The sequence below is a fragment of the Lachnoanaerobaculum sp. genome, from assembly GCF_057250505.1.
This window is the reverse complement of record NZ_DBHIEQ010000018.1, coordinates 34,978-60,157: the sequence shown is the minus strand read 5'-3', so window position 1 is coordinate 60,157 and position 25,180 is coordinate 34,978. Positions and strand designations below refer to the sequence as shown.

Below are 25,180 nucleotides of genomic sequence, written 5' to 3'. Positions count from 1 at the left end.
GAGAACTTTATAACTTTGATATGATAAGGCTTACAGGGCAATCCTGTAAGATAGGATTATTTAGAGATGCCTTAAAAGAATTTGTACCCGGAAACATGATGCAAAGCGGAGGAAGTGTTAAAAAGGAAGAGTTAAAACTTGCTTGTGTGGACGGACTGATGAGGTATCTATATGATAAAAGAACCGGATATGCAGGATTTGATATAAGAGAAGAAGAGGCTCTTATTCCTTATAAAATAAAAGCCCTGTCATACTCAGGAAGACAAGAGGTCCTTATAGACGGATTTGAAAGCAACAAGATGACAGGAAGTCTGCTTAGAAGTCTTGAAGATATCTTACTTAGAATGTACCTGTATGATGCTTCGGAAAGTGTACGATTTGAATACCTGTTTCACTTTAAAAAAGATGAGGCAAGAGAAACGGACAGAATGGAACTTGCAGGAAGATATAGCGGATATATAAAGCAGGAAGATACTGATGATATACAAAATGGAGAACTGAAGATATTTGCCTTTGTAGACTATAAAAAATGGGGATTTCAGATCGTACCTGTATACAGACTTAAAGATACCTTATATGCGGGAGAAGGAAAAGAGTATAAGTTTGAAACCGATGAATGGATTTGTGATTTCTTTGATGGAGAACACTAGAAGGAGAAGTTTATGGAAAACAGATACCCTTTGTTTGAGACAGGAAGAATCTTAAAAAAAGAAGCACTTGAAGTAATAAGAGACTATCCCAGGGATTTGCTTGATATCCTTTATGAGGGATATACAGACGGAGTCATAAGGGGATTAAGATTAAGTTCAGACCATGAAAACAGAAATCTCATCATAGGAAAGGGACTCATAAAACTGAAAGGAGAGGTATATCAGGTAAATAAAGAGATAAAAGTGGTATACACCCATACAGAGCAAAGGAGATATCTTAGATTAAAGTGTAATGAAAAGAAAGATAAAGACTTTACAGTAAATGAAATAGAAGCTTTCCTTTCCGATGAGAAAGAAAATAAAGACGGAGAAATCCTGCTTTGCGACTTTTTATTAAAATCAGGATTTGTATTAAGAGATACCTACCTTAACTTTGCCGATATGAGGTCTGAGTATGATACCATACATCTGATAAATACAGATTATGCAGGATATGGTGAGAAGTCATTTAATATAGAAGTATTAAAAGCATATGCCAAAGAATACCTGAGTACAAAAAAATGTGAAGAAACTGACAGAACCTTTTGCTATATGGTATTAAACAGCATGGAAGGAATAGACAGAAGTATTATAGAAAACTATATAGCATTTAAAGAAGGAAAGCTAAAGGTAAGCCACCTAAGCAATAAAGAAATTTATACCGGACTTTTTGATATATTGGCAGTTGCAAAGAATACGGATGGGTCTAGGACTACAGGGTTTAGCCCAAAGAAGATTTTGGTAGATTAGTGATAATCAGGATAAGGTAAAGTTGCAAGTAACAAGGAGAAGAAGATGTCAAACATAATGGACTGCCCTTACGGACACAGGTTTTCAAAAACAAGGTATGGAACAATATGCCCACACTGCGGCTTTGATCTGGATACCCCGGAAAAGGTATATGTAAATTTAAGGAAAGAGTGTGGACTTTCCCTAAAAGAAGAAAGACCTGTATGTGCATGGCTTGTATGTATAGAAGGAGCGAGAAAGGGAAAAAGTTATGTAATAAGCTTCGGAGAAAACTTTATAGGTACTGACAGGGATAATGAGATACAGGTTTTAGGGGATGAGAAGATAAAGAAAAAGCATACTCTTATATACTTTGATGAGAAAGAGAACAAGGTTATGTTATTACCTGCAAGAGCGGACGGTATTGTATATATTGATAATAAGGCGGTATATGAAAGGCGTATATTAAAAGATCAGAATATACTGGAAATCGGAAAGGAAAAATTTATCTATGTGGTATTTGAAGGCAAATATGGGAAACTTTGGCAGGAGTGTCTGGAAGAAAAAGAGCAGTATAAAGAAAAGGAAAAAGAAAATACAAAGATAGGAGAACAATTAAGAAAATACAGACTGTTAAAAAAGAAAATGATTAGTGAAGAAGAAAAATTTGTAAAAAGAAGAGTTGAAAAAGGAGCAGATTTGACAGAAGAATACCCTGTTTGTGGATGGCTTGTATGTACAAAGGGTGTAAGACTTGGTAAATCTTGGGTGCTTGTAGAGGAAAAAAACTATGTAGGAAGTAGTGACATAATGATGATACAAATACTTGGAGATGAGGAAATTAGAGATAAAAACCATATCGTGATAGTGTTCGATATTAGAGATAAAAAAGCACTTTTGTTAGGTGAAGAATGTATGGGATTTGTAAGAGTGAATAATAAGGCGGAGTATAGAGTAAAAGAATTAAATAACGGTGATAAACTGTCGTTTGGTACCGGTGAATATATGTATATTGATTTTGCCGGAAGCATACATAATTGGGAAGGTAACAGTTAATAAGGTAGTGGATATTTAATAACATAAGTGGATTTATGTAAAATACCTTGTAAATAAGGAGGTTGATATGAGAGCTGAGCTGTTGTATGTTGAAGGTTTTGATTTTATCAATATAAATACTTATAAAAGTACAATTATTCCAAATCAACATGGAACTGTATTTATCAAAGGAAATATAAGAAAAGAAAGCAGACAGAATTATCTTACAAGAGTAGGAGAACTTGTGAAGGTATCGGCTAAGACAGATGAGAACACTATGAAACTTATGTTTTTCGGTATTATAAAGGGCTGTGATATAAAAAGTAATGGAGATGTACACGAGTTAAGTTTGGAGATTGTCAGTCAAAGTATAGAGATGGAGAAAAAAGAGCATTTTAGGACATTTCAAAAAACAAGTACACCTTATGAAGAAATATTGGAGTTAATTGTTAAAGAATATAAAAAAGGAGCTTTTATAATTGCATCAGAAAAACAAGGTGGAGTAAACGGCTTTTCATGTCAATATAGAGAAAATGACTGGGAATATATAAAAAGACTTGCGGGAAATAATGAAGATGTGGTTTACCCTGACTATATGACAGAGGGAATCAGATTTTTTATTGGAGTTCCAAACGGAAGAAATATAGGAGAGATAAAAAGTGAATACTATGAGTTTGGTACTGTAGAAAAGGAATATTTGGGAATTTTATTTGAGGAGTTGGCTTACAAACTGGTTTTAAGAGATATCTATGATATAGGTGATAATGTTATTTTTAATAGAGAAGAGCTTAAGGTCATCAGCAGAAAATCAAGTTTTGAGCATAATGAAATTATACATGAATATTTATTAGCAAAGAAAGGCAGTTTAAAGGGATTTCCATATGATAATGAGAACTTAAGCGGTGCAGCGGTATTTGCAGAAATAACAGGAGTGGAAAACGAACTGGTAAGTGTGGCATTTGATGATGATGAAAATGATAACAGTGGGCATAGCTTACTAAGTTATGCCACGATCTATTCAAGTCCTGACGGAGGTGGATGGTATTGCATGCCTGAAATAGGAGACAGAGTTATGGTAAAGTTTCCTGACAATAAAGATGACAATGCCTATGTACAGAATGCTGTTCATGTAGGAGCCGGAGGAGGAAGGGATAATCCTAAGGTGAAGTTTTTTAGGAATAAAGAAGGGAAAGAGATAAGGTTAAGCCCCGAAAGCATTACAATCACCAATAATAAAGGAACGAGCATAGAACTTATAGATAATGAAGGTATATATATAAAAAGTAGAGGTGTATTGTCAGTTGATGCTGAACTTGAGATAGACATTGAAAGTAAATCTTCAAGTATAAGTGTGGTATCTAAAGATAGTATACAACTTAATCAAAATGGAACGCAGGTGGAGTTATCTGATAATGCTACAACAAGAGGCTCAAAGGTATACCTGATATAATGGAGATGAATATATGGAACAGCATAAAAAGGCAAGTCAATTTTACATCAGTTTTGATGAGGAACTTCATGAACTTTTAGCACAAGGGGTTGAAGAACTTGAGATGCAGTGGAAGACTTATAATGAAGAAATAGAAAAAGACTTTACTTTAACTATAAAAACACTAATTTGTAAAAAGAGAACTGAAGTAAAACATATAATAATTTCACCATTATGTGCAAGTTTTATTACAGGTGAATATGAGTTCTTACTGGTTGCGTATGATGAAAATATTTATTTGGATATGAATGAAGAATATGAAAGTATCAAAATTCCGGGTTTAGAGAAAGTTGTAAAAGATGATATAAAAAGACTTGTTAAAGAACTTGAGAATAAAGATATTGAAATAGAAGAATATAAAATAGCACAACTTGAGTTTGATTATGCTTTTATGTATTTTGATACTTTGAGAAATTTACTCAATGAACTTGTTATAAAACTTAAGCAAAACCGAGATCTTGAGCTTGGGAATATAGATATAAGTTTTGGATTGTATATGGAAAAATCGCAAATACTTGGAGGGAAAAGAGGATGATTGGAAAATATTACTTGATTTCGCAACAACCCGGACTTTATCCTCTGCCAAGAACTATAGATTGGAATAAAGAAGTAGATAAGACTTTTTTAACAGAAGCTATTAGTTATAAGCAGCCAATGATTAGCAGTGTTTTAGTTGAAAATTCAAATATCATTGAAATTATATATCCGGATATACTGTTTATTGATTTCATCCCTTTATTTTCAGAAAAAGCTACAGAAGTATTAAAAATATACGAGCCGGCTATGGTACTTAAAACTGTTAATTTTGTAGAAAGATCTGGAGATGATGTAAGGTCATATCATATACCGATATTAAAGGAAGTGGATTGCCTTTCGGAAAAGACAACATATAAATACGGAAGGCAGATTGATAGGGGTGTCTTAATAAAAGAGAATATACCCGATCTTTCTATATTTAAGATAGCCGGAGAGATAGATAAGTGTCGAACAGTAGTAAGAGTAGACCTTGCGGAAAGCCTACTAAAGAGAAGACTAATAGGAGTGTCACTTAGGGAAGTGGAAGTAATATAGAGAAAGGAGAAAATATGACTCAGGATGAATGGTTGTTTAATTTAGCTAAAATAGAAATAAAAAAGATAGCGGATAAAGATTTAAAAGATAGAGAATATGTAACTGCACAAAATATTAATCAATTAGAAGATTATGAAAGAAAAAGAGTAATAGAAAAAATGAAAAACTATTGGAAAGAACATAAGTCATCAAGCTTAGAGTTTTTGGTGAATGATGCAATAGTTAACTGTGATAAAGGTTCCATAATGTCAAGAGTTAAGGGGAAAGATCATGGTGTATATACAGACAAACAGGGTGGACAGGCACTTTTAAATGAAGATGACAGAAAATTAAAAACAACAGACTTGACTGTATTTGGATATTGCTCTCTTGAATATAGGGGAAACAGTAAGTGCAAGGCAGAAAAATTCAAAAAATGGTATGGTGTAAATTCAAATACACATATAGGAGAGGGGAAGGCATCGCTTATAATGTCTTCATATATGATTTGCCCATATTATAAAAATGCATATATTAGGCCTGTAACATCCGGGCAGGAATTTACTTTTACAGAATCATTATTCAAGTATCCTAAATTTGTAGTAGAACATGGGGCAAAAAATGCATATTTCAATATAAAATATTGGGATAAGTATGACTTTAAACAGGCAAAAATTGATATGACTGTAATTAGAAAGCTTGCAATACGAAATATATCAATACTAAACCAAGATATAGAAGGAGAGAATACCAAAGGGTATTATGAGAGAAAGTGGATTGAATATCTAGCTAAATATATGTTACTTTGTGAGGATAAAGGAATAATATGTAATATTATAAATGAATTTTATGGAAAAGCTGATTTTAGTGAATCCGAAGTAATGGGAAAAAGTATTTTATTAGAAAATTATAATTTTTTATTGAGAAAAGCAAAAAGCATTTGCCAGAGTATTTTGGAGAAAAATAGTTATAGAGATGAAGAAGAAGTCACAAGGACTATAGAAAATTATTTTTTAATGTCAAAGGTAAGATATTTAAACGCATATGTAGTTATAGATGAAGAAAAAACAATAAAATCTATAAAAACTATAGGTACTATAGATAAAGGAATTAAGAAATACTATGAAAATGGAATAGATATACAATATTGGACATATGACCCATCAGCAATTTTTAGAACTGTAAATACATACATATCAGATGTAAAAATAAATAATACTACAGTGGGATATACAAGTCTGTGGGAGTATTTTTCAAAGGAAAGAGAAAGTTTATTTGTAGGGTTGCTAATCTTAAACATTGCAGCAACAGCTGCAATTATTGCAATTCCATCAGTTGCAGCAATTGTAGGCGTGGCTGTTGAACAGTCAGCAAATATAGCAAATATAGCATCCGTGGTTTGGACAGTGGGAGGAAGCTTTTTAGGAGAAAAGCTTGAAGGAGACGCAGCTAAAAAGTTTGACAAAATAAAATATAGGCAGTCACGAGCATCATTAGTGGAACTTATTAGTCAAATAAAGGCTTATACTATATACAGTAACCGAGATGAAGATGTAAGTACTTTTTCATACGAAGTTTACCAAAGTGATAAAACAGAGTTTTTAATAAATAATTTTCTGGATAATATAAGCAGAATTTATATAAAACAGAATGAAGAAGCAAAATCTGGAAGATCTCTTATGGAAATACTGGAATTGGGAAATGTAATAGGTAGACCGTTAATGATAAAGATAAATGCTTTGATAGCTGCTTTGACTATAGAAAATATAACTAATAAAACGATATTTGGAATAGAGTATTTAGAAGATGAGGCTATTACAGGTATGGTAATGTTAGAAAGAATAAATAAATTAACATTTAAAAGTACAACATATTGGGTAGGTGTTTATAGAAATAATGAAGTAAAGATTATAGATGAAGACCACAAGGTGAATGTTAGTCAGTTGTTTGAAGGAGTTATATAATAATACATTGTGGGAGGTTGTATCTTGTCAAAAAAAAGAATAACAATTTTTATATTAATATCTGTGATATTAATATTTATTATTATAGTAATACGTGCTATATTGCCTAGATTTGATTTTATGTATACATCTGCAGACAAGCATTGGCAGAAGGAAAAGATTGGGGACCGGGATGAAAAGACAGGCGGAAAAGGAGTTGGATATGTAGCACAAGGAGAAAACGGTGTATATTTTATATACAAAAACAGGTTGATGTATATTGATGATAAATATGAGAATATAAAGGAAGTATGCAAGGATACAGGAATGATTCAAGGTAGCTTAGTAGAGGGCGATACCATTTTTTTGTATAAAGATGATGATATTGGTTGGATAAATAAAGTGGACTCAAACGGAAAGATAGTAAGATTTATTTTTGATTCAGGAAAAACGTATATTGAAGGGAAAAATATATATACATTAAACAGTAAATACGGTTTAAGAAAATATGATTTTAATGGAAATAGAATTTCTAGTAATAAAGTAAAATTTGATGTTGCTTCAATTAATACTGTGTTTGATAACTATATCTTCTACAGAGGCTATGATGGAGATGATGATGTAGAAGTCAGCATACCTAAGTATTATCTTTTTGATGCCAATAAAATAAATTATAAGACAAGGAAATTAAAACTTTCAAAATATTATCTACAACCTGAAGCTGGAGATATATATTGGAAAGAAGACGTTATACCTTATGATTCTTTTGCTAAGGAAGTGGATAAAACAGTAAGGGAAGGGAAAATATTTGATGATACAGCTGAGAAAAATTTGGATGATTATGAACTGCAAAGTGTAGAGTTACTTCCTTGGTCTTTTTCAGAAGTACAAGACGGATATATTTATCTTTATGGAGAACAGAGAGTTACTTATAGAGATAAGAATTATAAAGAAAAACTGTCAACTATGGAAGAAGGATTATTTAATTCTGATAAGATGAAAAAAGTATCATATACAACTATAGCAAGAATACTGTGCAGAATTAATATAGATGATATAAAAGATACTTCTGAGGATGATTACACTAATTATGAATTAGTGTGTTATGATCTGAATAAAAAATGGGGAGGTTTTATTATTAACAATAAGAATGCATATGTATTAAAAGAAGACGAATATTTTGACAGTAGCAAAGAGGATAGAAATATATATGTGTATTCTATGGATGTTGACACAGGTTTATATAAGGAGATTTATAGAAAAAAAAGATTCTTTAACGGAAATTATTCCGGTGAAATGTTTGTGACAGATAAATATATTTTCATTTATGAAGGTAGTGAATATGGCGTAAAGGAATGTATTACAAGGATTGATAGAGATGGTAACAACCCTATATTGGTAATGGATGAAAACGGTGAAGTTGTTATGAAGCCGCTGGAATCTAAAAGTGAAGAATGAGTTGGAAGTAGTTTACACATATATAATAATTTTAAAAATTGTGCATTCACGCCGGAAGTATTAAAAGTATCAGCTATATTATCTGATATAAAATCACTGAGAGTAGAAGGAGTAAAAAATATCCGGTGTGAAGCAAAACGAAGAGGTCGAGGTTATAGTAGAGTAGGTGAAATAGTGAGCTATACAGATAAACTACAATATCTGTAACTTTGGGCTTTTGTTTTACAGTAAATAAAAGTCGTCAAAGTCGGTAAAATCAATAGATTTATGCTTTGCAGAATAGAAAGGATAAGTTGTGAAAATGAAAAGGATACAAGTTATAGTATCGGTTTTAGCAACCTTAATATTTTTAATAGTACTTTCAATTTATTTTATACTGCCAAAATTTGATTTTATGTATATATCTGCAGACAAGCATTGGCAGAAGGAAAAGATTAGTGACTGGGATGAAAAAAAAGGTGGAACTGAAATAGAAAAAGTAAAGCAGGGGACAAACGGCATATACTTTGTGTATAAAGACAAACTAATGTATATGGATGAAGCGAGTGAGCAGGTTAGAGAAATATGCAAAGTGCAAAGTGGAATTTGGGGTATTTTAGTAAAAGATGATACTGTTTTTTTTCGTAAACAGGATGAGTATGATTATGGCTTTTATAAAGTGGATTCAAATAAAAAGATAGTAAAACTTTTTGATGCTTCAGGAACATCAAGTATTGAAGGGGAAAATATATGTATATTGGATGGAGAACCCAGTTTAAGAAAATATGATTTTAATGGAAGAAAAATTTTTGAAAATAAATTTAAATCCGGTTTTATATCAAGTAGCATGATATTTGATAATTATATTTTTTTTATAAGATATAATATTGATATCGGTGATGATGGTGTAGAGGTTAGTATACCTAATTATTATCTTTTTGATGCCAACAAAATAAATTATAAGACAAGGAAATTAAAACTTTCAAGATATTATATGCAACCTGAACCCGGAAATAGGTATTGGAAAGAAGATGTTATACCCTATGATTCTTTTGCTAAAGAAGTGGATAAAACAGTAAGGGAAGGGAAAACATTTGATGATACAACTGAGAAAAATTTGGATGATTATGAACTGCAAAGTGTAGAGCTAATTCCTTGGTCTTTTTCAGAAGTACAAGACGGATATATTTATCTTTATGGAGAACAGAGAGTTACTTATAGAGATAAGAATTATAAAGAAAAACTGTCAACTATGGAAGAAGGATTATTTAATTCTGATAAGATGAAAAAAGTATCATATACAACTATAGCAAGAATACTGTGCAGAATTAATATAGATGATATAAAAGATACTTCTGAGGATGATTACACTAATTATGAATTAGTGTGTTATGATCTGAATAAAAAATGGGGAGGTTTTATTATTAACAATAAGAATGCATATGTATTAAAAGAAGACGAATATTTTGACAGTAGCAAAGAGGATAGAAATATATATGTGTATTCTATGGATGTTGACACAGGTTTATATAAGGAGATTTATAGAAAAAAAAGATTTTTTAACGGAAATTATTCCGGTGAAATGTTTGTGACAGATAAATATATATTCATTTATGAAGGTAGTGAATATGGCGTAAAGGAATGTATTACAAGGATTAACAGAGATGGTAACAGCCCTGTGTTAGTAATGGATGAAAACGGAGAAGTAGTAATGCAGGCGTTGGAGAAATAGAATTATGAGAAAAATAATATTCACATGGGTAGTAGTGGTTGCTATAGTATTGTCTATATTTGCTTTAATATTTTACACATTGCCTAAAATCAACTCCATGTATATCTCATCAGATACATATAACTGGGGAAATAAATCAAATCAGGACGGAAAAACCGGTGTAAAAGTAATCAGTAAAGTGGAGCAGGCAGAAAACGGTATATATTTTGTATATAAAGGCAGACTTATGTATATGGAAAACTCTGATGGAAATATAAATGAAATCTGCAAAATACCAAGTGAAATTGTGGGTGTTTTAGCAAAAGATAATACTGTTTTTTTGCGTGAATGTGATGATGTCGCGAGTATTTATAAGGTGAATTCAAATGGAGAAATAGTAAAATTTGCCAATGATTCAGGTAAAATGTATATGGAAGGTGAAAATATATATACATTAAATGTGAGACACGGATTAAGAAAATATGATTTTAGTGGAAAGATGATTTTTAGCAATAAAGAGGCATTAGATTTTACGACAAGTCATACTATATTTGATGATTACATTTTTTATAAATGGTATCAAAATGAACGTATAGCTCTTAGTGTTCCACAATATTACAGACTTGATGTAAATAAGATAAAGTATCTTCTACATGAGGTAAAGTTTTCGAGGTACTATTTAGAACCGGAGGGATGGGACTCATATAATAGAGAAGATGTTATAGAATATGATGATTTTGCAAAAGAAGTGGATAAAGAAGTAAGAAGCGGAGGAATGTATGATCAAGTAAATGGGAAAAATCCGGATAATTATGAGTTACAGAGTATAGAATTATCTGTTTGGAATTTTTCGGATGAGGTAGACGGGTATATTTATCTTTACGGAAATCAGAAAATCACTTATCTTGACAAGGAATATAAAAGAAAGTCGGAAGAAATTACGTTGGAAGAACAAGATGATAACAGAGAGAAGTTTACCTACCAAATTAATGTAAAAGCGGTATTTAGAATCAGTATAGATGAAATAAAAAAAAGCTCTAATGAAACTTATGTAAACTATGAAAGAGTAAGTAAAAGCCCGGATATACCGGGAGATTGGAGCAGATTTATTGTTGACAAAAACAATGTATTTGTAATAAATGAGGATGAATATACAGATAAAGAAGCATATAGAAATCTATATATTTATTCTATAGATGTTGACACCGGATTGAATAAGGAAGTTTATAAAAAGAAGAGGTTTTTCATTGGGAATGACTCATCTGAAATATTTGCTACAGATAAATATATATTCATATATGAGTATGGTGATTATGGTGAAAAACAATGTATTACCAGAGTCAATCGTGACGGTAGCAACCCTATATTGGTAATGGATGAAAATGGTGAAGTTGTTATGAAACCTGTTCAATAATTATATAGAATTTTATTTTTTAACCTGATATTTTAATTTGTTTAAAGGAGAGCGTATGGCATACTCACTGGATGATATATTTATAGAAAGTATTTTTGAAGTAAAAGATATTTATAATGTCAGTTTTAAAATCGAACCCAATACACATCCGGTACTTGCGGTTGAGTGTTCGGTTAAGGAAAATCAAAATATTGAAAGTATTGTGAGAAACCTATATGAAAAGAATTTAACACTGTTTACATATATTGGTGAGCAAAGGAAAGGCTTATTTACCGGTATTGTTAAGGATTGTAAGTTAGTATACAACAATAAAATAAATACTCTTAAAATAAAAGTCGTGGGATTTAGTGTAATGCTTGATAAAGAAAAACATACAAGAATTTTTCAGGATGAAGAGCTTACATATAGAGAAATATTAAACTATGTTATGCCTGATACATTAGGTAAAGTAGTATTTAATAAAGAAGATACAGGAGTTGGGAAGTTGCTGTTTCAGTATAATGAGACTGATTGGCAGTTTATGAAAAGAGTATCAGGACTTGGAGAGAGCATACTTATACCATTATTTTATGAAAATGGAGTAAGACTAAGCTATGGACTGCCAAGGTCTGCGAAAGAAACAGAGTTACAAGAAGATTTTTATGCATCAGGTAATCATATACATGATAAATCTAAAGACTATGACATAGAGGGAGTTTACCATATGTTTTATTCAGATGAAGATTACGAACTTGGAACTGTGGTCAAAAATAGGGGGCTAAGATTTATAATATGTGAAAAAGAGGTACAGACAATTGAAGCAACTCTTAAGTTTCATTACAAAGTTTGCAAAGAAGGAAATATAAGAAGTAAGAGGGTTTATAATGAAAGAATAAGAGGACTTGTAATATCCGCAGAAGTTGTAGATGTAAAAGCAGAGGATATATTTGTAAAGTTCTCCACAGACAGCGGATTGGAGAAGAAAAGATATAAACTTGAGTGGTTGCCTGTTACAGGAAATGTAATGTATTGCATGCCGGAAATTGGAACAAAGATAAAAGTATACTTTGGAGATATGGATGAGAGTAAAAATGTATTTGCCATAGAGTGTGAAAACATGTCAAAATTTTCCAATGAAATAAAGGGTATAGTTACAAAAGACGGTAAGACATTGCATATAAAAGATAACGGAGTAGAGTTAAAAGCGGATAATAAGGTGAATATATCAGGTAAAAACCTTACATTCAGTTCGCCTGATTCATTAATAATGTCAGCACGAAAAAAAGTAAAGATTAAATCTGATATGATGGAAATAAATGCAGATAAGGATATAAGTATCCAAAAAAAATAAATATTTATTAAAATAGGAGATAGTGTATATGGAATATTATGATGAGCAGATAGTTAAGGCACTTCATATACAAAGAAGGGATACTTTCGGAAGTATAGACGAGGGATTATACATAAATAATGAATTAATCCATTTTAATAAAACATTGCTTTTTAATGGTAGAGTAAGTGTTATGTTACCTGAAAACTTTGTTCCTATGTTACCTGAGATAGCAGAAATTAAGTACTTCTCAGGAAAAAGACCTGATGAGATTTATACAAGCCTTGATATGTCTGTCAATTTTACTTTTACGGATCTTGGAATTTCAGGAAATGATGAAGATACAAGACTTGCGGTGGGACTTATAAAACAGATTATAAGAAATGCAAATCCGGGATATGAGTTTTTTGAAGAAAATGAAGATGTAGAAAAAGATGTAATCATAAATAGATTTGATTTTCAAAGTTATGGAATAGATGATGAGGCTTATAACATAATGTATCTTGCATGTACAGAAAAAACTATACTACAGGGAACTTTCAGTTGTTTGTATAAAGATAGAAAAGAATGGAAAAGAGCGGCATTGGAGGTTATTAAAACAGTTAGTCAATATCATGGAGGTAAATAATGAGTAAGACATCGTTAAAAATAAAAAGAAATATTGATATACACAGTAAAAGAACAGTTTTTATAGGCAATGAAACCGGAGAATATGCCAAATCACAAATAAATAAACTTCCCAAAGTAGATATGAGAAGAGCATGGCAGGCGACATTGGGAGCTATCCCTTCTATGGGTGCTGTAAAAGGAACGGAAACAGAGACTATAAAAACATACATAGCACAAATAGCATTAGGAAGTATACCTACTGTGGTAGGAAGCAGTGAGGCATTTAACCCTGCAAATTGGAAAAATGGAGATGTTAATACTTTATTTGCAGATAGTTTATATGGGGGAGGAATATCAGGAGTACATACAGGAGCGGCTCAAGCCGAGGTGGAGCCTAAGAATATAGTATTGGGGGCAGTATCATATGTAGGTTGGGTGAAAGATAAAAATACGGGAAAATGGAAATATCTGAATCAGGATGGAGAGGTACAAACAGGTTGGAAGCAGATAGATGACAAATGGTATTATTTTGATACTAAGGGTTATATGTCAACAGGTTGGCGTTCTATAGATGGAAAGATTTATTATTTCCAGAGCAAAGGTAATATGGCAGGATCTGAATGGGTACAGGATAAAAAAAGTAAAAAATGGTATTACTTAAGAAGTAGTGGGGAATTGGCTGTATCTCAAATGATAGTAACAAATGGAAATAGCTATTATCTTGGAAAAGACGGAGCTATGGTTACCAGAGGTGAGATTGAATGGGAAAGAAAATCATACTATGTAAAAAGTGATGGAATCTGTGGAAAAATTAAAAATATAATTACAAAGAAAAATTTAATAGATATAGGTTGGAGTGAAAACGTGATTACTGATAATATGATTCTTAAATTAAATTCAGCAATGACAGAATATGATATTACCAATATCAATAGTATACGACATTTTTTAGCTCAATGTAGTGTGGAAAGTGGTTGTGGAGAAATTTTAGTAGAAAAGTATGGTAAGGGCTATCCATCTCCTGAAGAATATTTTAGTTCAAGAGATTTTGATGAGTTGAACAATGTTCATGGAAGTCCTGCCAAGAAAAATGATGGTGCCAAATACAGAGGAGCAGGATATATACAATTGACATGGAAAGAAAACTATTACAAATTTGCAAAATATATAGGTGATGATGATATATTAAATAAAGGTTACAGCTATGTGGCAATTAATTATCCATGGGAATCTGCCGGTTGGTATTGGAGTGAACTAAAAAAAATAAATACTAAAATAAAAGAAGAACCGGATATCTCTGTTAAAAGAGTAACAAAAATTGTGAATGGTGGACAGACCGATATAGAAAGAAGAGAGGAGTTATATAAAAAGTGCTGTGAAAAGATTAAAGAATAAAATTAAGTGTATTATGATTTTGGCAGTGGTGATAGGGTTAAGCATATCTTGTAATAAAGTAAATGTAGTTAAACAAAATGCAGATAAAGAAGAATTATATAATTCATATATAAGATATGAAAACTTAAGTAACAACGCCACTTCCGGTTACAATATAGTGGGAAAAAAATTCAGTTTAATAAATAGTACGATGAATTTAGACATAGATTACCCTTGTGTTTTAGGCATGGAGGATGTTGAGAAGCAGGAACAGATTAATAAACTGATTTTTCTTATATCAACAGGTACATACTACGATATGTTTGTTCATAATGGTCTAGAAGTAAGCAGCAATTATTCGATTATTTATAGTGATGAAAGTTACCTTAGTATAAAATATGATGGATTTGTAGTAGTAAGGGAAGCCAATAGACCGCATTATATGTGTTTCTGTTTAAATGTAGATTTAAAAACAGGTGAGGTTATAAAACTGGAAGATTTAGTGGATATAGAAAAACTGAAAGATAAATTTGTAAAAGATAATTTTACAGTTGTAAAGGGACTTGATGAAAATATACCTGTAGATGAGAAAGGCTGGAAGGATTTGTTTAATAAGTATTTGAAATATCCTTTTTTAGATGAAGATGATTTGCATAATTATGACTTTTATTTTACAAATAACAAAATAGGGTTAATTATAAGCTGTAATGCAGATGCAGGAGGTAGATATATAATTTTGGAAAGTAATGATAATCTGAGTATGGATGATATAAAAAAGTAAAGTTTATTGTGGAGTATGGTACTAGGGTGTGTCTTAAAACTTAAAATTGTACAATACCTTATTTTTTGATAAAATATAAAAAACAAAGTACTGGAGATTACAGCCATGAGACAAAAACGCTATGAAATGTCAGATGAGCAATGGGAACAAATTAAGGATTTATTTCCAAAAACCAAAACCGGTTGTCCGCCTAAAGATAAAAGACTGATGTTTAATGCCATCTTATGGCTTGCAAGAAGCGGTTCGGCATTGCGTGATTTACTTGAATGCTTCGGTTCTTGGAAAACAGTATACAGTCGCTTTTGTAAATGGCGTGATGATGACACGCCGTTTAACATATTCCATGCTCTGAATGCTGAGGCTGATTATGAAAATCTCAGTATTGACTCTACGAGTGTCAAAGCCCATCAGCACAGTGCAGGTGCTAAAAATGGGCTGTAAATTACAAAGTAAATCAACATATCGGAAGAAGTCGTGGAGGTAATACAACCAAAATTCATGCCATAGTTGACGGTTTGGGTAATCCCATATATTTTGCACTGACTGCCGGAAGCGAACATGATTGTGTTTGTGCTTTGGATTTACTGTCAAAAGTCAACATTGAAGGCAGTAATATCCTTGCTGACAAAGCATATGGAAGTTTAAAAATAAGGGAATATATTACTTTCCAAAAAGCTTCTTATACTATTCCACCAAAATCAAATGCAAAAGAAAATTGGGAATACGATAAATGGCTTTATATAGAACGCCATTTGATAGAATATTTTCTCAATAAGATAAAACATTTCCGTAAGTTGGCAACAAGGTATGATAAATTGGCAACATATTTTCTTGCCTTTATTTACTGTGCCGCAATATTTATTCTGTGCAAATAGTACAGTCTGTTATAGTTTTAAGACATACCCTAGTATATCCACAATTAAAAATCATCTGTATTATTTGAACTTACAAACTATGAGGATATGCTGGATGATATTTGCGAAGATGGAAATTGCTATTTGGGAAATTATAATTACTATACTGAACATATAGTTGGAAATTGGTACTATTATGAGATATATTGGTATCATGGTTTGTAAAATAGAATATAAAAAGTTTAGAAAAATAGGTTCTTTGTCAAGTGTTGGGGTGGGTTGATTTTCAGCCCACTTTTTATATTTGAAATTTTTTGTACTTACCATTTTGTTGGGCAGAATATATTTAAAAGCTGATAAATATTTTTTGCACAACAAAAATACCTCGTCCCCGGTCATTTTTTAAGCTGTTGCCATTAAAATTCTATTCCTAAAATATTTAAAGTTACGTACACCATAAGATATTCTTTTAAGTACTTTTATCTTGTTATTAAACCCTTCTGTAGGCCCATTTGATATATGTCGATACTTAAGTGAATTCAAGATGTATTTGTAATTATTTCTGAATGCTGTGATTGCTGCATTAAACTCTTTTATACCGGAACTTTCTACCTCAAGCAGCCATTCGTGAAGGAGCACTCGTTGTTTTGAGTATGATTTTTCATCAAGTAGCTTGATAAACAGCTCTTTTATGAAATGTGCTTTCCTTAAGTCTTCTGAATACTCTAACATTAGTCTAAGTGCTCCATTATTTTCTTCAGACAGAATTGATTCTCTTGTCGTTATGATGTGTCTGCTTCGCTTGTAGTACCTTCTAAGAGTCTTTGACATGTTCTTTTGCACATTCTTTCTTACATTTTCAAGAGCCCAATATACCTGCCTTATAAAGTGGTACCTGTCAATAACTATTTTAGCGTTTGGAAAATATGTTTTATCCATATCTATGAAAGTCTTATTCATATCGCATGAGAAATATTTTACATTCATACGTTTAGACTTATCAAGAGACTTAAAATATTCAACCAAACATGTACTCTTTCTTGAGTAGAGTATATCTAATACCTTATGTTTTATAGGATCGACAACGATAGTTTGATACTTTTCAGTTCCCACATTACCTTTAAACTCATCTATTGATATAGCTTCTCCAATCCTATCAGATGAATTGTTAAGAGTGCCAAGTACTTTATATACAGTGTGGGTAGAGACATTAGCTCGGACAGATGCATGCTTAATGTTTATCGAGTCATAGAAAGAATGAGCAATAAACTTGGTCAGCCTTTGAGTTCTATGCAGATACCTTGAAACGAAATCATATGATTCATAAAAGTGTTTGCCACAGTTAGGACAATGATAACGTCTCTTTTTAAGGTGCAAGGTACAAGATTTATTTTGAAAATGTATATCTTTAATCTTTTGAATTCTGTAATCGTGTACCTTAGCAGTTGCATTATTGCATCGCGGACATTTATGTGGTTTAGGGTCGGTTGTAATCAGAAACGAGATATCATCGTCCTTTACACAATTAACATTGACTTTTACATCATAAATGCCTAAAATCTTATTTAGGTCGTTCATATGGACACCTCCTCCAAGTATAGTTTTTGTGTTGAACTGGGGACTTGGAGGTTTTTTTATTATAATAAAAAATGTTGAGATTTGTAATACCCAACCCCAACATTAATTATACAACCGTGTAAGATATAACCACATAGTTTGGAGATTATTTTGATGGCAATAAGAAAAGATAAGACAATGTTTTTGTAAACTCTTTTTGGTTGGTATAAAACTGTTTTGTAGGATGAAGAGCTTAATGGGGAGTTGGGATATTTCAGGTATCGCATATACAATAAAGACATGATGTGAAAAAGATTGTTAGTCAGCATGAATTTTAAATTTTAGGAAGTAAATTAATAAAAAAATAATATTTTTTATTTTATCCGTGATTTTTTGATATATCAAAACACAGTTTATAAATGTAAGAATGTTAGAAGGCTCCGCACAGAAAGGTGGAAGCTTTGAAAAAATTTACAGATAATAAAGAGCGTGTGGAAGCGGAGTTTATAGGCTTCATGGAACAGTCTATTTGGAACTGTGCGAGGAATGTTACCAGAAAAGTGTCAGCAGAGGAACTGAGGAACAGCGGTATATCGCTGGAGGCATTGTATAAAGGAGAGTATATAAATTATATACCGGTTGAAGATAGGCATGATTTTGAAGATAAGTATGAAATTATGAATTTACAGGTTCTTATTAAAAGCGATCTTCTAAAAGTATTGTTTGACAGACTTACACAACGAGAAAAACAGGTGTTGATACTTAGAGTAGGCTTTGACTATGACTATGAAGAGATAGGTGAGATTCTTGGAATTACTCCCAAAAGGGCGAAAGACTACAAGTATCAGGGATTAAGAAAGGTTAGGAAATATAAGAATGGCAGAAATAAACAGAATTGACTATGAACTTATTGTATCTGCCACTAAAGGCAATATGGCAGACATAGGAAAAATATTAGAAAACTTCAGTGGAAAGATTGAAAAAGTTATTTATCATCTGGCACCATGGCTGCCTGAAGAATGTCGCAAGGACTGTAAGCAGGAAGTTATGATTATGCTTGTGCAGCTAATACAGACAAAATTTAAAGTTTAAGAAGTGAACAGGGCTTTTCGGCATTCTTACATCCTTTATATTTGTCGTTCTCATAAAGTCTATAAGAGCTATGTGTTTAGTAGAAATGTTGTCTTTTATAGGCTTTTCGGACTGATAAATAAGTCCAGTGTAAGGGTAGCTACCTTGTTAATATATAGTACTTTGAAAATTGAATATAGTTTTACTTTGCAGAACAATCGGAGCGTTAAGCCAAACAGTAAGTACGCCAAGATGCAACTTGATGTAAATTAGTAAGAAAAGCGAATACTGATATAAGTTGCGGAGCGTCGTATATGTTGCTGAAAATGGGATTGGGGTTCCTATGGCGATGATGCGTTCCTTAGTTAAAGTTACTTCCCAATAGATAGGGGCTGAAGAAGCTGGTGGAATTCCAATGTGATCTTACCCGGGATCACTGCAAAGTAATTTTTATAAAAAGATTTATCAGTTAATGAATACATATTTTATTAATAAAATATGGAAAGTTAAGAAGGAGGTGATTTTATGTATTGATTATCAAGGCAACAATATTTTGGTAGGAGCGATGGCTATGAAAAAAGAGAAAGATGATGATAATCTTGTCAAATGTATTTTCAATAATATGATATTTTATGTGCCAAGTGATGTTTTTTCGATGGTTCTTCTCCGTACACAGAGATATTCAACAAAAAAATATGTTCGTTATAAGGAGGGTGCAGAATTGTATAGCATGAGTGAAAGGAAATTTACGGAGCTTGCAAACAGTGCTGATGCTGTTATACATGTGGATAAGATAGCACTTGTTGAACTTGATAAGGTTGAGAAGTATATAAGGTTTAATAATTCATGATATTCAGTTGAGGGATTTGTAGGGTAAAATACTTGACATATTGAAGGACAAAAAGTATACTGGATGTAGGTTGAGAGGAGGTGGGCTTATTTGGCTAAGATGGGAAGACCAAAGGCTGAAAACCCGAAGTCAAGCAAGATATCAATCCGCTTTACTGATGAAGAGTATGAGCAGTTGAAAAAATGTGCAGCCCAAAACAACCAGACCATAACAGAAGCTATACGCAAAGGTGTCAGACAATTGTTTGAAACTATGCAACAGTAATTTTGCAAAATCTCTTTCCTGAATGGAAAGGAGATGGGTTATGTCAAGAATACGCAAAGATACTAAGGGAAAGGTATTACATAAGGGTGAGGACTACAAGAAAGATAAGAAGCTTTACAGATATTCGTACACAGATTCTCTAGGAAAAAGGAGATGCGTTTATGCTAAGAACTTAGAGGAACTTCGGGATAAGGAGAAGCAACTCCAACGAGATCAACTTGACGGACTTGATATTTATGTTCAGGGCAATGCGGACGTAAATTATGCATTTCATCGTTATATTGCCACTAAAACAGAACTTCGCAGCTCAACAAAGACCAATTATTTGTATATCTATGATCGATATGTAAAAGATGGATTCGGTAAGAAGAAGCTTTCAGAGGTCAAATATTCTGATGTGTTGCTGTTTTACAATGCCTTACTTGGTAAGGGGTTATCAATTGGTACAGTGGATTCTGTTAATACAGTATTGCGACCAACTTTTCAGCTGGCAGTTAGGGATAATGTTATCCGTAACAATCCGGCAGATGGAGCTATGGCTGAAGTCAAGAAAAAGTGGGATGGGAACATAGGTATAAGACATGCACTAACGATTGAGGAAGAACGAGCCTTTCTTGAAAGTCTTGAACTCAAGAAAAATCTTAGTTGGAAGCCGCTGTTTATTGTGATGTTTGGCACCGGTTGCCGAATAAGCGAGATTATAGGTCTGCGTTGGGATGATGTTGACTTTGAAAAAGGGATAATTACAATTGATCATGATGTGACATATTATCCCAGATCTGACAAGAACTATAGGTGTGAATACGAGCTTGCCCTTCCAAAGACAGAGGCGGGAATAAGAAAGATTCCGATGCTAAAGAAAGTTAAGGATGCACTTGAACTGGAAAAGCAAAATCAGAGAGAGTATGGTTATCATTGTTTGGTAGAACTTGGAGGGATGAAAAATTTCATTTTCTGTAACAGATTTGGAGGGCTACAAAATCCTGCCAGTGTTAATAAAGTTATTAAACGCATAGTATCAGATCATAACTCAAAGGAGATAGTGGATGCAAAAAGAGAAGGCAGAGAGCCGGTCATAATTCCAAATTTTAGTTGTCACATCACAAGACATACCTTTTGCACAAGGCTTTGTGAAAATGGAACCAATGCCAAAGTGATTCAGTCAGTGATGGGACATAAGGATATCCAGACAACATTGGGTATATATGCAGAAGTATCAGAAAATAAAAAGAAAGATATATTTGAACAGTTAAATAATCAGGATGTTATTTAGGAAGAGTTCTTTGAGAGACTCCCAAGTACCACAAAAACTTGATTAGTACCATATATGTACCACATATTCTCAAATGAATAGTACATGATAATGCATGGTAACGGAAAATAAGCTGATATATTGTTTTTTTACAGTGCACAATAATGCATTATATCGACATAGTAGTTAGCAGTTTTTCCTACAATGAAGAGTATTGACAAGCCGGCTAATGCAGGAAATGAAGAGTCTGCGGATTCAAATACAGGCTTCTTTACACCGAATGAGAAGATAGATTTCTCAAATGTAAAGATTGAGCCGTTATTTGAAGAGAGTGTAGACTTTGAGACATTCTCAAAATCAGACTTCAGAGCGGTAAAGGTAAAGAACTGTGTTGCAGTTCCAAAGAGCAAGAAGCTTTTACAGTTCACTCTTGATGACGGAACAGGCAAGGACAGAACAATTCTTTCAGGTATACATGAGTTCTATGAGCCTGAGGAGCTTGTCGGAAAGACGCTTATAGCCATAACAAACCTTCCGCCAAGAGCAATGATGGGAATCGAATCATGCGGTATGCTCTTAAGTGCTGTAAATGAGCTTAAAGAGGGTGAGGGCGAAGAGCTTCACCTTGTCATGGTAGATAATCATATACCGGCAGGAGCTAAGCTGTACTAAAAAACTATATTATATGCTAAAATAAAAGGGCGATCCTACATAGGACTGCCCTTTTAGTATACAAATTTCAGGGGGATATAATGAGAGAATTTAAAACAGCATCAACCCTTTTTGACGGAAACTTGAGCTTATCTATAGCACCTGCACTTACCCCAAACGGTATAGAGAATGATCCTTTATTTTTCAATGGAGAAATCATTAATCCGACAATTATTTCAGGAGGACTGCTTGTGCTGGCAGATATTGTCAGTACAAGATACTTTAAATACGTACCGGTGGACCAAAGAGACCCTATCCTTTCCGCCCAGGGTGACAGACTGAGGGCAGAATGCTTCTCGGCTTGCAACGGTGTTTATGCAAGAATGGATGTATTCCAAAGTGCTTTGGACGGTGACATACTTTATGGTACTACAAATGTGGATATAGGCAACAATTTACGAAAGTCTCTTCTTAATATAAGACAGGGAGACAGGTTGAAGTTTAGGATAGGAGATGAAGGACTTAAGACCTTGCACAGTAAAAATCTTGATAATGGAAGTTTGCTTACAGACATAGTTACTCAAAGGCCTGTAAAGATGCCTGACAGATGGATAAGAGCACTTGGAAATTGTGCTATGCTGCACCAAAATATGAAATACAAGTTCCATGTAGAGGGAATGCAGGCAAAGTCATTTATTGCAATGTTACCTCCTGTTACAGGGAAGGAAAAATCAGGATGGCTTACACCTACAAAGACAGGCGTGATGTTAAAATCAAGAGAAGAAAAAAACAGTGTATATATCAGCAGTATTCACAGACTTAGTGCACTTAAAAAAGTGATGAGCAATGTAAACTCGATCTTTTTTTACGCACCTGAGAATGATGAGCCGGGGCAGATGATGATTGAAGTATGTATGACAGGCGCAAATATTACGCTTAGTTTGACGGCAAAGAGCTATGAAGGGTATTCAGGCGAGGGAGCATTACTTGATTCGCTTTCAACTCCTAAAATACTTGAATGTGCGGATAAAATTGATAATATATTAAACTTTGAATCAAGACTTGATATTGATAAAATATCAAAATCAATCGGAATAGTAAAAAATGATACGAATGATGCAATGGAGCTGCTTGCCGTTTCAGGGAAGCTTGGGTTTGATATCAGAGATAGAGCATTTTTCCATAGGGAATTGCCTGATGATCCTGATAGAGTTTTAAAGGATAATCCCAGGCTTGTAGGAGCAAAAAAACTGCTGGAAGATACCGAGTATATTGAAGATAATATATGGCATGTAAGATCGGGAGAAACTAAGTATAGAGTTATTTATCCTACAGATGAAAATTTGGAAAATGCAAAATGCACCTGTACATGGTATCTGAAACATCAAAACAGTAGAGGACCATGCAAGCATATTTTGGCGGTAAAACTGAAAAAAGGAGTATAGTATGGCAAGTAAATTAGAAAAAGCGGCAGAAATATATCGTTCTCTCGGCTATGAAGAGACAGATTTTGATGATATTTTAAATCTTGGAATAGGAAACAAAGAAGAGCAAAAAGAGGCAAGGGAAGGATTGAAATCCGGAGACTGGACAGAGATAAAACAATTATCAGATAATACATATGGATTTGTTTCTGTGGTGGATGTAAATCTTGAAAAGCTTGCAATCTTTGCTATAAGAGTGGGAGTGGATGCCAAGCGAGCTGCAAATATTCTTAGAAGAAGCAGTGAAGTTGCACTAAAGGCTATTGAGGATAGAGGTGAGACTTTTGCAATGAACTTTATACAAGCCGCCTGTGCATCAAACAGGAGAATATGGGAGCATTCCCTGTCAGTGCTTGGAATGTTGGCATTAAAACTTGTTCATGAAATGAATCTTGAAATTCCCGAGTCTGTGGAGTATATGAAGGACTGGGCAGCTGCAGCGGCAATTCTTCTGACATCAAAAAGAAAAGACTACAATTTTGATGAGAAGTTTGTAATTGAAAAGAGTGAAATTTTAAGAAGATTTAATGAGCATATAGAAGTAGGCGTTGCCTTGAATGTGCCTGCAACCGGACCTTTTTCAAAGATAATTATATGGGGTGTACAAAATAATCTCATTACAAAAGATACTGCTGTGGAGCAGGTGTTTTACGGACTTAGCATTGCACAAAGGCCGGGAGACAGAAAAGAATATGTAAATGTATTGGAACAAATCGGAATTACAGATGAAGAGATAAAAGCAAGAGTAGAAACAATTATTCCACTGCTTGGACTCGGAGAAACGGCTTTGATGGAGAGATTTGCTCCTGTACTTATAGAGAGTGCTACTGAAGATTGGTTATATACAATACTTATCTCCTGCAGTTCGGCAAAGGTGAAAAAAATAAAGAAACTGATTTTAAACACTGTTTTAAAAAGGGAAAAGCCTAAGTCGGTAAAAGAGTATGAAGAATGGCTTCTACTTTATAAGCAGGATGAGGATAAAAGTATAGCAAAGCTTGCGGGAAGTATTGAAAAGGCTTGGGGACTGGAGATAGAAAATGAAGATGTAAAAGAAGAATTGCAAGGGCTTTGGAGAGAAACACCTAAACTTTGGGAAGTGCCAAGGTTTGAAATAGTAGAAGTTTCGCCGGAAAATCTGACTGATCTGTTGGCAGAGATTTCGGACAGAAAAGAATATATTGACGATGTGGCTTTCGAGAGATTTATTGCAATGGCAAATAATATTGCACATAAAAATCCTGATGAAGCAAAAATAAGTCTGTCAGGAATTACAATAAATGATTCAAGCGGTATGTGGGCACTTGGAAGATGGGCAAAAAATATTGAGAATAATGTATGTCCGGACAGTAAGACGAATGAATGGAACGGTGAGAAGGAAGTCTTAAAAATCAGGTATAGCGGATTAGTTTATACAAGAAGAGTAGTATTATTTGAGTCGATAGATAAATGGCCATGTATATTAAGTACACCGAGCTATGAGGACCTAAGCATATCTTTACCTGATTTGACAGATAGACTTATAAAGTATAAGAATGAGAATTTTTTATATGTCGCTGAACCGGATTTACAGTTTGCAATTACCAGGCTGGATATTGAACGTATTACAAAAGAAGATAAAAAAAGG

Annotated in this window: 21 protein-coding genes and 3 pseudogenes; 23 read left to right on the top strand and 1 reads right to left on the bottom strand. The window is 33.1% G+C overall.

What is annotated here, in order from left to right; all coding sequences use genetic code 11:
• The 15 genes and pseudogenes from ACO6FI_RS08815 to ACO6FI_RS08745 form a co-directional block, all read left to right on the top strand.
• Window positions 1-650 (top strand): annotated as a pseudogene (locus tag ACO6FI_RS08815) (acetate and sugar kinases/Hsc70/actin family protein); the annotation flags it as partial.
• Window positions 651-662: 12 nt separating this feature from the next.
• Window positions 663-1,439, top strand: coding sequence for a hypothetical protein (locus ACO6FI_RS08810; protein ID WP_314610816.1), 777 nt, complete (start codon window positions 663-665; stop codon window positions 1,437-1,439).
• A gap of 45 nt (window positions 1,440-1,484) precedes the next feature.
• Window positions 1,485-2,474, top strand: coding sequence for an FHA domain-containing protein (locus tag ACO6FI_RS08805; protein WP_485457005.1), 990 nt, complete (start codon window positions 1,485-1,487; stop codon window positions 2,472-2,474).
• Window positions 2,475-2,541: 67 nt separating this feature from the next.
• Window positions 2,542-3,903, top strand: a complete 1,362-nt coding sequence (locus ACO6FI_RS08800; RefSeq protein WP_314610818.1) for a contractile injection system protein, VgrG/Pvc8 family — start codon at window positions 2,542-2,544, stop codon at window positions 3,901-3,903.
• Between the two features lie 13 nt (window positions 3,904-3,916).
• Window positions 3,917-4,477, top strand: coding sequence for a hypothetical protein (locus ACO6FI_RS08795; RefSeq protein WP_314610819.1), 561 nt, complete (start codon window positions 3,917-3,919; stop codon window positions 4,475-4,477).
• The gene (locus ACO6FI_RS08790) at window positions 4,474-5,013 is read left to right on the top strand and encodes a hypothetical protein (RefSeq protein ID WP_314610820.1); all 540 of its coding nucleotides are present in this window, start codon (window positions 4,474-4,476) and stop codon (window positions 5,011-5,013) included. Before ACO6FI_RS08795 ends, ACO6FI_RS08790 begins: the two co-directional genes overlap by 4 nt.
• 14 nt (window positions 5,014-5,027) lie before the next feature.
• Complete coding sequence (locus ACO6FI_RS08785; protein WP_314610821.1) at window positions 5,028-6,956, top strand: PAAR-like protein; 1,929 nt, start codon at window positions 5,028-5,030, stop codon at window positions 6,954-6,956.
• Between the two features lie 24 nt (window positions 6,957-6,980).
• Window positions 6,981-8,393: a hypothetical protein gene (locus tag ACO6FI_RS08780; RefSeq protein WP_485457004.1), complete on the top strand. Its 1,413-nt coding sequence runs from the start codon at window positions 6,981-6,983 to the stop codon at window positions 8,391-8,393.
• 301 nt (window positions 8,394-8,694) lie between these two features.
• Window positions 8,695-10,104 (top strand): hypothetical protein, encoded by a 1,410-nt coding sequence (locus tag ACO6FI_RS08775; RefSeq protein WP_485457007.1) that lies wholly within the window; start codon window positions 8,695-8,697, stop codon window positions 10,102-10,104.
• A 4-nt stretch (window positions 10,105-10,108) separates the two neighbouring features.
• On the top strand, window positions 10,109-11,497 hold the full coding sequence (locus tag ACO6FI_RS08770; RefSeq protein WP_485457003.1) for a hypothetical protein: 1,389 nt from the start codon (window positions 10,109-10,111) through the stop codon (window positions 11,495-11,497).
• A gap of 55 nt (window positions 11,498-11,552) precedes the next feature.
• Window positions 11,553-12,827: a hypothetical protein gene (locus ACO6FI_RS08765; protein ID WP_485457002.1), complete on the top strand. Its 1,275-nt coding sequence runs from the start codon at window positions 11,553-11,555 to the stop codon at window positions 12,825-12,827.
• Between the two features lie 28 nt (window positions 12,828-12,855).
• The gene (locus tag ACO6FI_RS08760) at window positions 12,856-13,434 is read left to right on the top strand and encodes a hypothetical protein (RefSeq protein WP_060931983.1); all 579 of its coding nucleotides are present in this window, start codon (window positions 12,856-12,858) and stop codon (window positions 13,432-13,434) included.
• Between the two features lie 164 nt (window positions 13,435-13,598).
• On the top strand, window positions 13,599-14,810 hold the full coding sequence (locus ACO6FI_RS08755; protein WP_485457001.1) for a choline-binding protein A: 1,212 nt from the start codon (window positions 13,599-13,601) through the stop codon (window positions 14,808-14,810).
• Between the two features lie 13 nt (window positions 14,811-14,823).
• Entirely contained in the window at window positions 14,824-15,570 is a 747-nt protein-coding gene (locus ACO6FI_RS08750; protein ID WP_485457000.1) for a hypothetical protein, read from the top strand.
• Between the two features lie 105 nt (window positions 15,571-15,675).
• Window positions 15,676-16,445 (top strand): IS5 family transposase gene (locus tag ACO6FI_RS08745; RefSeq protein WP_485456999.1). Its coding sequence is split into 2 segments (ribosomal slippage): window positions 15,676-16,003 and window positions 16,003-16,445, totalling 771 coding nucleotides; the frame shifts between segments, so codons are not numbered across the junction.
• 381 nt (window positions 16,446-16,826) lie between these two features.
• Here ACO6FI_RS08745 and ACO6FI_RS08740 read toward each other — a convergent pair.
• Window positions 16,827-18,002 (bottom strand): ISL3 family transposase, encoded by a 1,176-nt coding sequence (locus ACO6FI_RS08740; RefSeq protein WP_485456998.1) that lies wholly within the window; start codon window positions 18,000-18,002, stop codon window positions 16,827-16,829.
• Window positions 18,003-18,442: 440 nt separating this feature from the next.
• On the opposite strand from ACO6FI_RS08740, the gene ACO6FI_RS08735 reads away from it, so the two are divergent.
• The 8 genes and pseudogenes from ACO6FI_RS08735 to ACO6FI_RS08700 all read left to right on the top strand — a co-directional run.
• Window positions 18,443-18,880 (top strand): sigma-70 family RNA polymerase sigma factor, encoded by a 438-nt coding sequence (locus ACO6FI_RS08735; protein WP_008753511.1) that lies wholly within the window; start codon window positions 18,443-18,445, stop codon window positions 18,878-18,880.
• The gene (locus ACO6FI_RS08730) at window positions 18,858-19,073 is read left to right on the top strand and encodes a helix-turn-helix domain-containing protein (protein WP_008753510.1); all 216 of its coding nucleotides are present in this window, start codon (window positions 18,858-18,860) and stop codon (window positions 19,071-19,073) included. Before ACO6FI_RS08735 ends, ACO6FI_RS08730 begins: the two co-directional genes overlap by 23 nt.
• A 550-nt stretch (window positions 19,074-19,623) precedes the next feature.
• The gene (locus ACO6FI_RS08725) at window positions 19,624-19,902 is read left to right on the top strand and encodes a DUF6462 family protein (protein ID WP_485384103.1); all 279 of its coding nucleotides are present in this window, start codon (window positions 19,624-19,626) and stop codon (window positions 19,900-19,902) included.
• 99 nt (window positions 19,903-20,001) lie between these two features.
• Window positions 20,002-20,166, top strand: coding sequence for a DUF6290 family protein (locus ACO6FI_RS08720; protein WP_242822712.1), 165 nt, complete (start codon window positions 20,002-20,004; stop codon window positions 20,164-20,166).
• A 40-nt stretch (window positions 20,167-20,206) separates the two neighbouring features.
• Window positions 20,207-21,439 carry a tyrosine-type recombinase/integrase gene (locus ACO6FI_RS08715; RefSeq protein ID WP_485456997.1) on the top strand — a complete coding sequence of 411 codons (1,233 nt, stop codon included), beginning with the start codon at window positions 20,207-20,209 and terminating at the stop codon, window positions 21,437-21,439.
• Between the two features lie 171 nt (window positions 21,440-21,610).
• Window positions 21,611-22,090, top strand: a pseudogene (locus tag ACO6FI_RS08710) (lysine--tRNA ligase); the annotation flags it as partial.
• An 80-nt stretch (window positions 22,091-22,170) separates the two neighbouring features.
• Window positions 22,171-23,514 carry an SWIM zinc finger family protein gene (locus ACO6FI_RS08705; protein WP_485456996.1) on the top strand — a complete coding sequence of 448 codons (1,344 nt, stop codon included), beginning with the start codon at window positions 22,171-22,173 and terminating at the stop codon, window positions 23,512-23,514.
• Window position 23,515: 1 nt separating this feature from the next.
• A pseudogene (locus tag ACO6FI_RS08700) lies at window positions 23,516-25,180 on the top strand (PRTRC system protein E); the annotation flags it as partial.

What these genes read in the sequence shown, in the direction of transcription:
- ACO6FI_RS08725 (WP_485384103.1), top strand. Translation starts at nt 19,624, where the DNA reads ATGAAAAAAGAGAAAGATGATGATAATCTTGTCAAATGTATTTTCAAT.
- ACO6FI_RS08785 (WP_314610821.1), top strand. Translation starts at nt 5,028, where the DNA reads ATGACTCAGGATGAATGGTTGTTTAATTTAGCTAAAATAGAAATAAAA.
- ACO6FI_RS08795 (WP_314610819.1), top strand. Translation starts at nt 3,917, where the DNA reads ATGGAACAGCATAAAAAGGCAAGTCAATTTTACATCAGTTTTGATGAG.
- ACO6FI_RS08705 (WP_485456996.1), top strand. Translation starts at nt 22,171, where the DNA reads ATGAGAGAATTTAAAACAGCATCAACCCTTTTTGACGGAAACTTGAGC.
- ACO6FI_RS08765 (WP_485457002.1), top strand. Translation starts at nt 11,553, where the DNA reads ATGGCATACTCACTGGATGATATATTTATAGAAAGTATTTTTGAAGTA.
- ACO6FI_RS08800 (WP_314610818.1), top strand. Translation starts at nt 2,542, where the DNA reads ATGAGAGCTGAGCTGTTGTATGTTGAAGGTTTTGATTTTATCAATATA.
- ACO6FI_RS08755 (WP_485457001.1), top strand. Translation starts at nt 13,599, where the DNA reads ATGGGTGCTGTAAAAGGAACGGAAACAGAGACTATAAAAACATACATA.
- ACO6FI_RS08790 (WP_314610820.1), top strand. Translation starts at nt 4,474, where the DNA reads ATGATTGGAAAATATTACTTGATTTCGCAACAACCCGGACTTTATCCT.
- ACO6FI_RS08740 (WP_485456998.1), bottom strand. Translation starts at nt 18,002, where the DNA reads ATGAACGACCTAAATAAGATTTTAGGCATTTATGATGTAAAAGTCAAT.
- ACO6FI_RS08770 (WP_485457003.1), top strand. Translation starts at nt 10,109, where the DNA reads ATGAGAAAAATAATATTCACATGGGTAGTAGTGGTTGCTATAGTATTG.
- ACO6FI_RS08715 (WP_485456997.1), top strand. Translation starts at nt 20,207, where the DNA reads ATGTCAAGAATACGCAAAGATACTAAGGGAAAGGTATTACATAAGGGT.
- ACO6FI_RS08730 (WP_008753510.1), top strand. Translation starts at nt 18,858, where the DNA reads ATGGCAGAAATAAACAGAATTGACTATGAACTTATTGTATCTGCCACT.
- ACO6FI_RS08760 (WP_060931983.1), top strand. Translation starts at nt 12,856, where the DNA reads ATGGAATATTATGATGAGCAGATAGTTAAGGCACTTCATATACAAAGA.
- ACO6FI_RS08805 (WP_485457005.1), top strand. Translation starts at nt 1,485, where the DNA reads ATGTCAAACATAATGGACTGCCCTTACGGACACAGGTTTTCAAAAACA.
- ACO6FI_RS08775 (WP_485457007.1), top strand. Translation starts at nt 8,695, where the DNA reads ATGAAAAGGATACAAGTTATAGTATCGGTTTTAGCAACCTTAATATTT.
- ACO6FI_RS08720 (WP_242822712.1), top strand. Translation starts at nt 20,002, where the DNA reads ATGGGAAGACCAAAGGCTGAAAACCCGAAGTCAAGCAAGATATCAATC.
- ACO6FI_RS08750 (WP_485457000.1), top strand. Translation starts at nt 14,824, where the DNA reads ATGATTTTGGCAGTGGTGATAGGGTTAAGCATATCTTGTAATAAAGTA.
- ACO6FI_RS08810 (WP_314610816.1), top strand. Translation starts at nt 663, where the DNA reads ATGGAAAACAGATACCCTTTGTTTGAGACAGGAAGAATCTTAAAAAAA.